General features: G+C 63.9%; 9 protein-coding genes. 4 read left to right on the top strand and 5 right to left on the bottom strand.

Annotated elements, in window-relative coordinates; all coding sequences use genetic code 11:
• The first annotated feature begins 194 nt into the window (after positions 1–194).
• On the top strand, positions 195–2,219 hold the full coding sequence (locus AC1DMG_RS14210; RefSeq protein ID WP_441602707.1) for an autotransporter outer membrane beta-barrel domain-containing protein: 2,025 nt from the start codon (positions 195–197) through the stop codon (positions 2,217–2,219).
• Between the two features lie 249 nt (positions 2,220–2,468).
• On the opposite strand, the gene AC1DMG_RS14215 is transcribed toward AC1DMG_RS14210, so the two are convergent.
• The 3 genes from AC1DMG_RS14215 to AC1DMG_RS14225 all read right to left on the bottom strand — a co-directional run bounded on the left by AC1DMG_RS14215 (position 2,469) and on the right by AC1DMG_RS14225 (position 7,153).
• The gene (locus AC1DMG_RS14215) at positions 2,469–3,329 is read right to left on the bottom strand and encodes a DUF1481 domain-containing protein (protein WP_441602706.1); all 861 of its coding nucleotides are present in this window, start codon (positions 3,327–3,329) and stop codon (positions 2,469–2,471) included.
• Between the two features lie 274 nt (positions 3,330–3,603).
• Positions 3,604–4,113: a hypothetical protein gene (locus AC1DMG_RS14220; protein WP_441611459.1), complete on the bottom strand. Its 510-nt coding sequence runs from the start codon at positions 4,111–4,113 to the stop codon at positions 3,604–3,606.
• Between the two features lie 130 nt (positions 4,114–4,243).
• Entirely contained in the window at positions 4,244–7,153 is a 2,910-nt protein-coding gene (locus AC1DMG_RS14225) for a TonB-dependent receptor plug domain-containing protein (protein ID WP_441602704.1), read from the bottom strand.
• Between the two features lie 325 nt (positions 7,154–7,478).
• On the opposite strand from AC1DMG_RS14225, the gene AC1DMG_RS14230 reads away from it, so the two are divergent.
• On the top strand, positions 7,479–8,048 hold the full coding sequence (locus AC1DMG_RS14230; protein ID WP_441602703.1) for a helix-turn-helix domain-containing protein: 570 nt from the start codon (positions 7,479–7,481) through the stop codon (positions 8,046–8,048).
• A gap of 75 nt (positions 8,049–8,123) precedes the next feature.
• Here the strand turns inward: AC1DMG_RS14230 and glyS are convergent, their stop codons facing one another.
• Together glyS and glyQ are read right to left on the bottom strand one after the other, a co-directional pair.
• On the bottom strand, positions 8,124–10,274 hold the full coding sequence (glyS, locus tag AC1DMG_RS14235) for a glycine--tRNA ligase subunit beta (protein WP_441602702.1): 2,151 nt from the start codon (positions 10,272–10,274) through the stop codon (positions 8,124–8,126).
• Positions 10,271–11,182: a glycine--tRNA ligase subunit alpha gene (gene glyQ / locus AC1DMG_RS14240; RefSeq protein ID WP_477180668.1), complete on the bottom strand. Its 912-nt coding sequence runs from the start codon at positions 11,180–11,182 to the stop codon at positions 10,271–10,273. Before glyQ ends, glyS begins: the two co-directional genes overlap by 4 nt.
• Before the next feature lie 95 nt (positions 11,183–11,277).
• On the opposite strand from glyQ, the gene tfpB reads away from it, so the two are divergent.
• A complete protein-coding gene (gene tfpB, locus AC1DMG_RS14245; RefSeq protein WP_441602701.1) occupies positions 11,278–13,089 on the top strand; it encodes a type IV pilus assembly ATPase TfpB in 1,812 nt (603 codons plus the stop codon).
• A 38-nt stretch (positions 13,090–13,127) separates the two neighbouring features.
• A partial coding sequence (locus tag AC1DMG_RS14250) for a glutamine amidotransferase (RefSeq protein ID WP_477180669.1) occupies positions 13,128–13,601 on the top strand: 474 nt, incomplete at its 3' end.

Here is a 13,601-nt window from a genome sequence, read left to right on the forward strand (position 1 = left end):
AGCGCACCCTGTGCGCGAACCGCGCAGCGATAGCCAACTATCGCCCCGGTCGCGCACAGGGTGCGCTCCTACAACGTTGAGGGCTGGACTAGCCCCCAACCTTCTCGGTGCGGCGCAGCATGCGCTTACGTATGGGCATGCATTACCGTAACGCAGTCATAACAAAGCCGCCCGGTTCAAGGAGTGTTACCGACATGCCCCGTACTCGCACGATTGCAGGCGCCATTGCCGCCGCGTTGCTGATCAGTTCTCCGGCGTTCGCCGCCAAATCCCAGTTCGATAGCGTGGTGGTGTTCGGCGACAGCCTGAGCGACGCCGGCAATATCTCGCTGGCCACCAATCCGGCCATCCAGCCGCCGCTGGAATTCACCACCAACCCGGGTGCGGTGACGGTGCAGAACGTGGCCGGCCATTACGGCTACAGCCTCACCGCCTCGCTGGCGGGCGGCAGCGATTACGCCTGGGGCGGCGCTGGCGTACTGACCAATTCGCCGGGCACGCCGTCGGCGGTGCCGACCATCACCACCCAGATCAATGCCTACCTCGCTGCCGGCAAGTTTGACAGCAAGGCGTTGTACTCGGTCTGGGGCGGCGCCAACGACATCTTCTATGCGGCCACCGCCGCAGGTGCCGGCGCCACCGCGCAGCAGCTGATCCAGCAGAACGTGCAGCTGCAGATTGCCCAGCTGCAGGCCGCCGGCGTGCCGGCGGCACAGATCGCCGCGCTGACCCCGCAGATCACCCAGGCAGTGACCGCCGCCGTAACCCAGCAGGTGCTCGCCGCCGCGGGCGTGTCGGGCTTCCAGACGGCCGCTCAGGCGCAGGCCTCCGTGGCTGCCGCCGCGCAACAGGAAGTGAAGCTGATCGGCCAGATGCAGCAGGCCGGGGCCAAGAACATCCTGGTGTTCAATCTGCCCAACATCGGCCTGACGCCGTCTGCGCTCGAGCAGGGCGCCAGCGCCGCCTCGTCGCTGACCGGCCTCAGCCTGATCTTCAACGGCACGCTCAGCGCCGGCCTCGCCCAGATGGGCAAGGGCATCGTCCCGGTCGACGCCTACAGCCTGCTCAACGAAGTCATCGCCAACCCGGGCGCCTACGGCTTCACCAATGTCACCAACGAAGCCTGCGGCGTGGGCTCCAGCTCGGTCGCCTGCGGCCCGGCCGGTTCGGGCCTGCCCTACACCTATGCGGCCGGCGCCAACCAGACCTATCTGTTCGCCGACGGCGTGCACCCCACCACCGCGGCTGACGTGATGCTGGGCCAGTACGTGATCTCCATCCTCAGCGCGCCGGGCTACGCCTCGCTGCTGGCGGAAGCGCCGCTGGCCTCGATCCAGGCCCAGAACCGCGCGATCCGCAACCAGATGCTGGCCGACGGCCAGGGCAGCGACACCCGCGTGTTCGCCAATGTGGACTACGGCGATCAGCGCTTCGATGCCAGCAGCGGTTCGCCGCGCACCTCCAGCGACAACGTCAACCTGACCACCGGCGTCGACGTGCGCTTCAACGACAACTGGTCCGGCGGCATCGCCTTGAACATCGGCCAGCACAACGCCGACTACGCCGGCGGCGGCGGCTACAAGCTGCAGGACGTGTCGGGCCTGGGTTACATGATGTGGCACCAGGAAGGCGCCTACGTCGGCGGCTACGTGGACTTCGGCCAGGACAACTTCTCGGACATCGAGCGCAAGATCCAGCTCGGCAACATGCTCCGCAGCGAAACGGCCAAGGCCGACGGCAACCATGTCGGCGGCGGCATCAACGGCGGCTACTGGTTCGACGTGGGCACGCTGCGCACCGGTCCGTTCGCCAACTTCGAGTGGCAGACCGTCAAGGTCGACAGCTACAACGAGAGCGGCAGCGACAGCACCGCCATGTGGTTCGGCAGCCAGCAGCGCGACTCGCAGATCTCCACCCTGGGCTGGCGCCTGGAAGGTCACTGGCAGGCCGGCAACACCATGCTGTCGCCGTACGCCGAGGTGGCCTACAACTACGACAGCAAGGCTGATCCGCGCCTGGTCACCGCCGGCCTCAACGGCATGCCCGGCTCGTTTGAACTGGTCGGCTTCACGCCGGACAAGACCTGGGGCACCGGCGACATCGGCCTGAGCGCCCAGTTCAGCCAGGCGCTGAGCGGCTGGGTCGGCTACAGCGGCCGCTTCGGCGACAACAGCCAGAAGTACAACAGCGTCAACCTGGGCATGAAGTACGCCTTCTAAGGGTTGCGTTGGTTCTGCCAAGAAGCCGCCTGCGAAAGTGGGCGGCTTTTTTGTTGGGGATCGGGCGCGCAGCGGCGGTGCCAAGAGCGGACCTATGCGCGTCCGAAAGGCTTCCTACCAAAGCTTTGCGGTGGTGCCGCGCGCTGTCGAACTCGCCCCGCCATCCACATCCAAACCGATTTGGCCATCCATACGGCCAAAAAAAACCGCCCTTGCGGGCGGCTCTTTTCGGCGAAACCAGCGAGGGACTTACTTGCCCTTGCCGCCCGTCGCCAGATTCAGGATCGACTGGCTCTGCTTCTGCAGGCTGGCCGCTTCGTCGTCGGACAGCGGCGAGCTCTTGCTGCCCTGGTCGTTGGTCTTGAGCACCAGCGTGCCGTCCTGGCCCCATGCCGCGCGCTCGGTCGAGCTGGGCTTGGAATCCTTGCTGGACTTCTTCTGCTGCACGACCACCCACGGCTTGCCGTCCTTGTAGGCGTAGTCGGTGCTGGTGAAGCCCTTGTCGCCGTAGTCGACTTCTTCGCGGATGAACTTCACTTCGCCCGCTTCACGGAACACCTGCCAGCCGCGCGAGACCTTGTCTTCGAGCTTGGTGCCGTTGCTGATCTTCATGCCGCCGATCTGCTTCTGCACGGAGGTGAAGGCAGCCAGTTCCTTTTCACCCTGGGTCTGCTCGCCCACGAGCTGGATGTTCACCTGGGTCGGCATGCCCTTGGTCAGCACCTGGGTCTGCAGCGGCGGGTTGTAGTGACGCTCGCCATCGACCAGCGTCGCCTTCAGCACGTACAGGCCGGCCGGGTTCACGTCAGCCGGGTTGAACGGCAGCTGGAACGAGATCGGCAGCGTATTGGCCGACTCGATCGTCTTGGTGGCCAGCGGGGTGGCGTCCGGCGTGGACACGTCGATCAGGGTCAGCTCGAGCTTCGCGGCAGGCGACACGGTGGTGGCCGCATCACGCAGGGCCACCTGGCCGGTGATCTGGTTGGCCTGAGCCGGCGTCTGAGCGGCGTCGCCGCCCTGCGCGCCGCCCTCGGACGACTGGGAAGAATTGCCACAACCGGCAAGAGCCAGAGCAGCGACCGACATCAGCGACCAAACAAGACGGCGCATGTGAAAACCTCTATCGATAGTCAGGGCTTAGCGCGAGAACCAACAGGCGCCCAACACGCCTCGACTCTACACGGGGGAGCCCTTGAGGATAGCCCAAACGTAAGGGCTTGTAAAAGTTGGCTCCATGCGCTTGCGTATGTCCCACCAAAGGCTTCAACCAGCCCTGCAAAGCACTTTACGCCCGCTTACCGGTTTCGAGCTGGTGCACGCATCCGTGCGGCAAAAAAAAGCGCTCCAAGAGCGCTTCAATGTCAACGCCTGAGCACATTAGAAATCAGCAGGCCGGGATACCACCCACGATGCAAATCGGCCCCCTGATCGGCTGAGATTCGGGCGGCGGCGCGCCCGTACCCTGCGGATCAAACACGCATCTGTCATACGGCCAATTCACGTCGTTGAAATGCGACATGCAGAACGAGTCAGTGAGAAAGTTATCGTCGGACCCGGTCCATAGACCGGTGGCTCCGCTAAACCAATACACGATGCACCTGCTATTGGCGACGACTGCGGATTCCCTGCAAATTGCCGCGCCAGGGCCACCCCAAGGGAAGTATCTGACGTTGCCGACCGATGCCGCCCAGGTCAACACGCCCAGCGTCGTCCGCACGTCATTCGACGCGCCACCCGCGTAAGGCTCTTCCAAATTGCAGCTATTGCAGATAATCGTGGGCGGCTCGTTCGCACGCGCCGCTGCGTAAGCTGTATTAACGCGCAGTAATCCAATACAGGCCACTGCCAGCAACAACATCCATTTCGCAATCAAATCCGCTTTCCTGATTTTCACAATAACCTCCATGGCATTGAAAAATGATTGGCGCTGACAGTCCTGCGTTTTTTGTTATGTGGTCCTGAATAAATGCATCCCAAGACACCGTGCCGCCCCTTTTCAGGATGCGGCACGGTTTCAATCAAGATCAGAAGCGCTGGCTGTACTTCAGGTAATAGAAGCGGCCGATGTCAAAGCCACCGTAGTACACGAAGGCGCTGTTCGGCTTCGAGTACATGATGGGGCCCTGCTTGTCGAACACGTTGTTCGCACCGACCGAGATGGTGCCCTTCCACGGCATGGTCCAGCGGAACTGGACGTCGTTGAAGGTGGTGGAGCCGGTGTGACGCTGGGCCTGCGCGCCGTTGAACGGATCGACGTGGTCGATGTCGTTGCACTCGACCGGATTGACGTACGAGCAGCGCTCGGTCATGCCGGAGTAGTAACGCATCGTCCAGGTCATGCCGAACAGGCCACGCGTGAAGTCCAGCGACAGGTTGGAACGCGTGCGGAAGTTGCCGCCGTAGCCGGTTTCCGGCTGCACGGTGGTGTCCGGATTGTCGTCGGCCTTGATGTTCAGGTAGTCGACATAGGTGGTGTTCCAGTGCGTGGCGAACTGGCCGATCGCGTCGATGGTGAAGCGGTAGTTCACGCCGAAGTCGTAACCCGCCGTCTTCTGCCAGCCCTTGTTGGTCAGGCCGTAGAACATGTTGGTGATGACGCCGTTGGCCGGATCACGCGTGAAGCCCGAGCAACGCGAGCTGATGCCTGCCACGTAGCAGTCGTCCAGGATGTTCTGCACTTCGTCCTGGCTGATCACGTTCTTGATGTCGATCTTGTACCAGTCCAGCGACACGTCGAGGCCTTCGACGTAGTGCGGGCTGTAGATCACGCCGAACGTGCGGGTGGTCGCCGTTTCAGGAGTCAGCTTCGAGTTGGAGCCGGTGGTGAACTGGTAGTTGGTCTGGCACGGATACGTGCTGCACGGATTGAGTGCCTGGCCCAGCTGCACATAGTTCGCTGCCACGGCCGGTTGGCCGCCGAAGCCACCGGTACAACGCGCGGCCACGGCCGGGTTGCCCTTGGCCGAACCGCTCTTGGTATCGCACGGGTCGGTGTACGACTCGAAGCTGCTGCCGATACCGCCGTACAGGTCGGAAATGGTCGGCGCGCGGAAGCCCTGCGCCCAGCTGCCGCGGACGAGCAGGTCGTCGATCGGCTTCCACTTGACGCTGGCCTTGCTGTTGGTGGTGGTGCCGAAGTTGTCGTAGTCGGAGTAGCGGCTGGCCACGTCGATCGACAATTCGCGCGCCATCACCACGTCACGCAGCAGCGGCACGTCGAATTCCAGGTAAGCCTCGTTGACCGAGTACTTGCCTTCGGTCGTGGTGGCCGCCAGACCCGAGCTCAGGCCCGCCTGGTTGAACGCGTCCGGCACGAAGCGGCCGTCTTCCTGGCGGTGCTCAAGGCCGGCGGCGACACCGATGTCACCAGCCGGCAGGCCCACAAAGGTACCGGCGATGTTGGCGGTGTAATCCGTCGTGGTGGTCTTGCCGGTGTCGTGGAATTCCGGGAACAGGAAGGCCTGCAGTTCCGGATCCGCCAGCGAGCCGGCGCCAGCCTGGCCATACGGCAGCAGCGGGTTCCACGCCACGCAGCCGGCGGTCGGCTTGGCGGCGGTACCGCAATGCACTTTGCCATCCGTGCCCATGAAGGACGGACCGACGGCGGCCTCCGCATTGATCAGGTTGAAGTCGCCGTGACCGGTCTTGAGCATGTTGTTGCGATTGGTCATCGCGGCAACGTCCCAGTTCCAGTTGCGGCCGCCCAGCTCGAAGTAGCCCTCGAAGCCAGCCGTCCAGCGATAGGTTTCCAGTTCGCTGTTGGTCGTACGGGGCACTTCCCAGCCGCGACGGGCGAAGTTGAGCGTGGTGCCAAGCGGGTTGAAGTAGCTGGTGGCCGCCATCGGCCTGGTGAAGGCGGCCGACTGGTACGGATAACCGGCGATCTGCTGCAGGGTCTCGCGCTTGTTGTAGAGGAAGTCGGTCTTGAACGTGACGTTGTCGAGCAGGTTGTACTTGCCCGCCACGAACAGCGAGGTGCGCTCCTGACCGGTGGCCAGCGACATCTCCTGGTTGGAGTTGGCGTAGCGCGAGGTGGTCAGCGGCTGGTAGTTGGCGATATTGCGCGGGTCGGTACCCGGCGTGAGCGTACAGGTGGCCTTGGCGCCGCCCGGGCCGCAGGGGCCGCTGAACGAACCGTTCTGGGTGATGCCGCTCCAGCCGTTGACACCGTCCTTGGCGTTCGGGAACTGGTGGAAGGGACCCGCCGGATAGGCGCTGAACTCGCGGTCCTTTGCCCAGACCGGATCGTCCTTCTGGTACTGCGCGCTGGCCATGATCGAGCCGCGCTCGTTGGCGGTACCGAGCGTGAAGTCGTAGCTCTGGCCCTTGCCGTCATTCTGGTCGTACTGGCCGACGTAGGCATTGGCCTCGGCGCCGGTGAAGTTGCTGCGCGTGATCACGTTGACCACGCCGGCAATCGCGTCCGAACCGTAGATGGACGAACCGCCATCCTTCAGCACTTCGATGCGGTCGATCACCGACACCGGGATCTGACCCAGATCCTGCAGGCCCGAGGTGTTGGCGCCCAGGCGCTTTCCGTTGATCAGGATCAGCGTGCGATTGGCACCGAGGTTGCGCAGGTCGACGTAATAGCCACCCACGTCTTCGCCCGACGACAGCGCGTTGGCGCGGCTGATCGGCGGCGAACCGACTTCGGTCAGGTTCTGCAGAATGTCGGCAACCGAGGTGAAACCCTGGTTCTGGATCTGCTTGCGGTCGATCGTGACCACCGGCTGGGCGGTTTCCACGTCGACGCGCGGAATGCGCGTACCGGTGACGGTGACGGTTTCGAGCTTCTTGACCTCGCTCTCGCTGGCTGCGGGGCCGCTGGTGTTCTGCGCCAGGGCCGGAGCCATGGCTGCGAAGGTACCTACGGCAAGAGCCAGGCGGACGGCCACCGTAAGTTTATTGTCAACTTTCTTGCGGAACTGCATATTTACTCCCCAGTAAAGACGCCGGCCCCAACCGACGCCAAAATGCCGACTTGCTCGCAAGTGGCAGGCTTCAAAGGCGTTGCACCCTCAAAACTTGCTGTCTGCCAGCTGAACAACCCGGCGCATTCTTGATTACCAATTCGCAACCGTTGCGTTCTTGGTCTCGGTAGAAGTTGCTCCCCAGGGGCTGCGACTACCAAGAACTTACGACCATATGAGAAATTTCTTACGAGTGTCAACGATTTCGTAACGCTTGCTTCACGCTGACGTTTCTAAATTTCGGGCCACGCTCCCCTTACAAGTCGCCATCCGCCAGGAAAATGCGATGAACATGCAAAAAATTTCGACAAACGAGTCTTCGTCCACCTTTGCCGATCGCATCAAAGTGCTGATCCAGCGCGTGGGCAGCGTCACCGAGATCGCTCGGATGTGCGGTTTTTCTGAAGGTGTCGTGCGTAGCTGGCGCGATGGCAATACCGATCCGTCGCGCGCACGCTGCGTGACCCTGGCCAAGACCCTGGGTATTTCCCTGGTGTGGCTGGTGGCCGGCGAAGGGACCATCCAGACCACGGACGCGATGGCCTCCGGCGAAGACCAGACGAATACGGAAACGATGGCCAACCGCCATCGCTCCAAACTGCGCACCGCAGCGGACACGCTGCATGCCAGCGGCCTGGCCATGGATCCGAACCGCCTCAACACGGCGCTGCGCATCCTGCAGTCGGAGCTGGACCTGGCCGAGAGCCGCCTGACCCTGGCCGACAACGCCGACATGCTGGCCGACCTCTATGAAATCCTCGGCCCGGGCGGCACCGACGTGGACGCCACCGCGATGGTCTCGTTCAACCAGCGCCTGCACGAGCGCGTGAAGCGCGGCCGTCAGGTCGCTGCGTAAGTGCATCGATTGCAGACGGCATAAAAAAACGGCAGCCCGGAGGCTGCCGTTTTTCTTTGCTGCGATGGCCGGTTGCTAGAGGCGGGCAATGTCCGCGATGGCGCCGAATTGCGCCTTCAGCTGACCCAGCAAGGCCAGGCGATTGGCGCGCACCGCCGGGTTTTCCGCGTTCACCAGCACGCTGTCGAAGAACGCATCCACCGGTGCCTGCAACTGCGCTAGGCGCGTGAGCACCGCGGCGTAGTCGCCGGCTTCCAGCGGCGCATGCGTGTCGGCGCGGGCGGCGTCGAGCGCGGCATGCAGCGAGCGTTCGGCCTCCGCCTCGAAATGGGCGGGGTCGACCGTGGTGCCCACCGGTGCAGCGCCTGCTTCCTCGGCCTGCTTGCGCAGGATGTTGGCCACGCGCTTGTTCGCCGCGGCCAGGCTCAAGGCCTCCGGACGGCGACCGAATTCGCCGACCGCGCGCAGACGTCGGTCGAAATCCACCAGGCTGGACGGCGAGACGGCCGCCACGGCCTCGAATTGCTCGCTCGTAAAGCCCTGCTCGGCGTAATAACCGCGCAGGCGATCGAGCACGAATTCGACCAGTTCGTCAGCCAGCGCGGCACGGCGCTTGCCGGCGTCGAGCGTAGGCGCCTTGCCATCCTTGCCCGGCTTGAGGCCAGCGGCGAGCGCTGCTTCCGGCAACAATTCGAGCGCTTCGACAAAACTGCCGCGCAGATCCAGCTCCAGACCACCTTCGACCAGCGTACGCGCAAGACCGAGCGCTGCACGACGCAGGGCGAACGGATCCTTGTTGCCGCTGGGCTTCATGCCCACGGCGAAAATGCCTGCCAGCGTATCGAAGCGATCGGCCACGGCGAGCACCTGGCCCACCTTGCCGGCCGCGATGGCGTCCCCGGCGAAGCGCGGCTGGTAATAGCTGTCCAGCGCCTCGGCCACGTCGGCCGCTTCACCGTGGTGCGCCGCGTAGTAACGACCCATCACGCCCTGCAACTCGGGGAATTCGCCGACCATGCGGGTGAGCAAGTCGCACTTGCTGAGTGAGGCGGCACGCGTCGCGGCGCCGGCATCCACGTCCACGCGGGCGGCGATGATGCGGGCCAGCTCGGCCACGCGCACGCTCTTGTCCCACAGGCTGCCCAGCGCCTGCTGGTAGGTGACCTGCTTGAGCTGATCCTGATAGCCGGCCAGCGGCGTCTTGAGGTCTTCATCCCAGAAGAACTTGGCGTCGGCGAAGCGYGGRCGGATCACGCGCTCGTAGCCCTTGCGGATTTCCGACGGCTGCTTGCTCTCGATGTTGGCGACACCGATGAAATGCTCGGTGAGCTTGCCGCTGGCGTCGAACACCGGCACAAACTTCTGGTTGGTCTCCATGGTGGTGACCAGCGCTTCGGGCGGCACCGCAAGAAATTCGCGATCAAAGGTGCACGCAATCGCCACCGGCCATTCGGTGAGATTGGCGATTTCGCTGAGCAGAGCCTCGTCGAGCTGCGGCACGCCACCGGTTTCCTTGGCTGCACGGGCGACTTCATCGCGCACTTTCTGGCGACGCTCGGCCGGATCGGCCAGCACCTTGGCCGCGCGCATCGAGTCCAGCCAGATATCGGCGTCGGACACGTGCACCGGCTGCCCATGCATGAAACGGTGACCACGCGACTTGCGGCCGCTGGTCAGGCCCAGCACGCTGCCGTCGACGATGTCCGCGCCGTGCAACATCACCAGCCAGTGCACCGGACGCACGAACGTGTAGTCGTGATCGCCCCAGCGCATCGGCTTGGGAATCGGCAAACCCTTGAGCGCCTCGTCGACGATTTCAGGCAACAAAGCCGCCACCGGCTGGCCCGGCTTGACCGCGCGGAACACGAACCACGAACCCTTGTCGGTCTCGAGCTTTTCCAGCTGTTCGACGGTCACTCCGCAAGACTGCGCAAAGCCGAGCAAGGCCTTGCTCGGCTGGCCATCGGCATCGAGCGCCGCGTTGACGGCCGGGCCGCGACGTTCAACATTTTGTTCGGGCTGGTTGACCGCCACGGCCGGGATATAGACGGCCAAACGGCGCGGCGAAGCATACAGCCTCGCTTCGTCCAGGCCGGCGTCCACGCCGCGCTTGGCCAGTCCGTCGCAGATGCCGCGCAGGAACGCAGCGGACAAGTCATCCAGCGCCTTGGGCGGCAGTTCTTCGGTGCCCAGTTCGATCAACAGCGGCTTGGTGGCGGCGCTCATGCAGCCTGCTCCTTCACGTTCTTCTTCAGGCCGGGAAACCCGAGCTTTTCGCGTTGTGCGACATAGGTTTCAGCCACCGCTCGGGCCAGCGTGCGCACGCGCAGGATGTAGCGCTGGCGTTCGGTGACGCTGATGGCGCGGCGCGCGTCGAGCAGGTTAAAGGTGTGGCTGGCCTTCATCACCTGCTCGTAGGCAGGCAACGGCAGGTTGGCGGCGATCAGCTTGTTGGCTTCGCCTTCGCACACGTCGAACCAGCGCAGCAATTCGGGCACGTTGGCGTGCTCGAAGTTGTAGGTGSWYTGCTCCACTTCGTTCTGGTGRWASACGTCGCCATAGGTGACGGTGCCGCGCGGGCCGTCGGTCCAGATCAGGTCGTAGACGTTGTCCACGTTCTGCAGGTACATGGCCAGGCGCTCGAGACCGTAGGTGATCTCACCGGTCACGGGACGGCACTCCAGGCCGCCGGCCTGCTGGAAGTAGGTGAACTGGGTCACCTCCATGCCATTGAGCCAGACTTCCCAGCCCAGACCCCAGGCGCCGAGCGTCGGCGATTCCCAGTTGTCTTCGACGAAGCGCAGGTCGTGCACCAGCGGATCCAGGCCCAGCTCCTTCAGCGAACCGATGTACAGGTCCAGGATGTTGTCCGGGTTTGGCTTCATCACCACCTGGTACTGGTAGTAATGCTGCAGGCGGTTCGGGTTTTCGCCGTAGCGGCCGTCAGTAGGACGGCGGGACGGCTGCACGTACGCCGCCGCCCAGGGCTCGGGACCGAGCGAACGCAAAAAAGTGGCCGGGTGGAACGTGCCGGCGCCGACCTCGGTGTCGAGGGGCTGCAGCAGGACACAACCCTGCGCCGCCCAATAGCGGTTAAGGGTCTGGATCACATCTTGGAAGGTGCGCGCGGACATGGCTTTCCGTGGGCTTCAATAAAGCGGGTTAGTATAGCCGGGACCGCTTTCTCCGCTGGAATCCAGCGCAGAAAGCCTATCGGAGAGATCGCCGCATGGCCGCTTCGCCGCAAACAGTGTCCCTGCTCGGCCGCCGCAGTCGGCTGGCGCTGGATGAAATGCTCGCCACGCTGGTGGTCGACGGCTATCTGCTCGCCGAAGACGCCAAGCAGGTGCGCATGGGCTCGCGCAGCGGCCGCGCCACCGTGGAATTGCATCCGCTGGTGCTGGTGGCCAACGCCAAGCTGCCCAACCAGCGCGATCCGGGCCGACCGCTGAGCCTGGAGGCGCTGACCGAATGGCTCGCCGGCCACGCCCAGCTGCCGTACCTGAAAATCGATCCGATGAAGATCAACGTGGCCGCGGTGACCCAGGTGGTCAGCCGCGCCTACGCCGAACGCCATCGCATCCTGCCGGTGGCGGTAGCGCCGGGCGAAGCGACCTTCGCCACCTGCGAGCCATTCGACAATGCATGGGCGGCCGACCTCTCGCAGATGCTGCGGCGAGACGTGAAGCGCGTGGTGTCCAACCCGATCGACATCAACCGCTACCTGCTGGAGTTCTACGGCGTACAACGCTCGATCCAGCTGGCGCAGGACGCCAAGACCACCGGCTACGACTCCTCCGCCATCCTCAACTTCGAACAGCTGCTGGAGCTGGGCAAGGGCGGCGAAGTCGGCGCGGATGATCGCCACGTCGTGCACATCGTGGATTGGCTGCTGCAATACGCGTTCGAACAGCGCGCCTCGGATATCCATTTGGAGCCGCGCCGCGAAGCCGGCCTGATGCGTTTTCGCATCGACGGCGTGATGCACAAGGTATTCGAGCTGCCGCCGCCGGTGATGACCGCGGTCACCGCGCGAATCAAGATCCTCTCGCGCATGGATGTGGCCGAAAAGCGCCGCCCGCAGGACGGTCGCATCAAGACACGCTCTGCTTCAGGACGTGAAGTGGAACTGCGTATCTCCACCATGCCGACAGCGTTCGGCGAAAAGGTGGTGATGCGTATCTTCGATCCGGACATCGTGGCCAAGGATTTCTCGCAGCTGGGCTTTTCGCCCGAAGAGGGCGAGGCCTGGCGAACGATGGTGGAACGCCCGCACGGCATCGTGCTGGTGACCGGTCCTACCGGTTCGGGCAAGACCACCACGCTTTACTCGACGCTCAAACATCTGGCGACGCCGGAGTTGAACGTCTGCACGGTCGAAGACCCGATCGAAATGGTGAGCCCCGAGTTCAACCAGATGCAGGTGCAGGCGGCCATCGACCTGGACTTTGCCACTGGCGTGCGCACGCTGCTGCGACAGGACCCGGACATCATCATGGTTGGCGAAATCCGCGACCTGGAAACGGCGCAGATGGCCGTGCAGGCCTCGCTCACCGGTCACCTCGTGCTGTCGACCCTGCATACCAACGATGCGCCCAGCGCGATCACGCGTCTGCTTGATCTGGGCGTACCGCATTACCTGATCCAATCCACCCTGACCGGCGTGGTGGCGCAGCGTCTGGTGCGCACGCTGTGTGCCCACTGCAAGCAGGCCACCGAGCAGGAGCCGCACGAGTGGACGGCGCTCACGCACGGCTGGGACGTGCCGCTGCCCGAGAAGGTCTACAAACCGGTCGGTTGCCTGGAGTGCCGCAATACAGGCTTCATGGGACGCACCGGCATCTACGAGATGCTGCCGCTGTCCTCGCGCCTGCGCGGATTGATTTCATCGCAGCTGGATCTGGGTCATTTCGGCCACGCCGCGCTCGCCGAAGGCATGCGTCCCTTGCGCATTTCCGCGGCGGCCCAGGTGGCGCGCGGCGTCACCACCGTCAAGGAAGTGCTGACCGTGATTCCGCCCATCGAACATGGCGTCGTCTGACGACGCTGCTCGCTCACCCAACGTATTCGTCGTATCGCATGAAGCCTGTCCTGATCATCCGCACCGGTCGCGCCCCTGCTCCCATTCGCGCGCGTCACGGTGACTTTCCCCACTGGTTCCGCCTTGGTGCACAGCTGTTGCCGGAGCGCATCCGCGTGGTCGACGTGGAAGCTGGCGAACAACTTCCACCACCCAGCGAAGTGGCCGGTGCACTGATCACCGGTTCCGCCGCGATGGTCACTGAGCGTGCCGCATGGAGCGAACGCACGGCGGGCTGGATCAGGGATGCCATGGATCTGGAGCTGCCGATGTTCGGCGTGTGCTACGGCCATCAGCTGATGTCGCATGCCCTGGGTGGGCGCGTCGACTACCTGCCCGGCGGTCGCGAGATCGGCACCGTGACGCTGAACATGCTCGATGCCGCCAAAAACGATCCGCTGGCAAGCAGCTTCCCGTCTGCATTTCGCGCCCATGCCACGCATGAACAAAGCGTACTCGAGCTGCCTAAGAAC

Source organism: Dyella sp. 01N36, from assembly GCF_056399745.1.

Coding starts and splice junctions, on each gene's coding strand:
- AC1DMG_RS14210 (WP_441602707.1), top strand. CDS start 195: ATGCCCCGTACTCGCACGATTGCAGGCGCCATTGCCGCCGCGTTGCTG.
- AC1DMG_RS14215 (WP_441602706.1), bottom strand. CDS start 3,329: ATGCGCCGTCTTGTTTGGTCGCTGATGTCGGTCGCTGCTCTGGCTCTT.
- AC1DMG_RS14225 (WP_441602704.1), bottom strand. CDS start 7,153: ATGCAGTTCCGCAAGAAAGTTGACAATAAACTTACGGTGGCCGTCCGC.
- AC1DMG_RS14230 (WP_441602703.1), top strand. CDS start 7,479: ATGAACATGCAAAAAATTTCGACAAACGAGTCTTCGTCCACCTTTGCC.
- tfpB (WP_441602701.1), top strand. CDS start 11,278: ATGGCCGCTTCGCCGCAAACAGTGTCCCTGCTCGGCCGCCGCAGTCGG.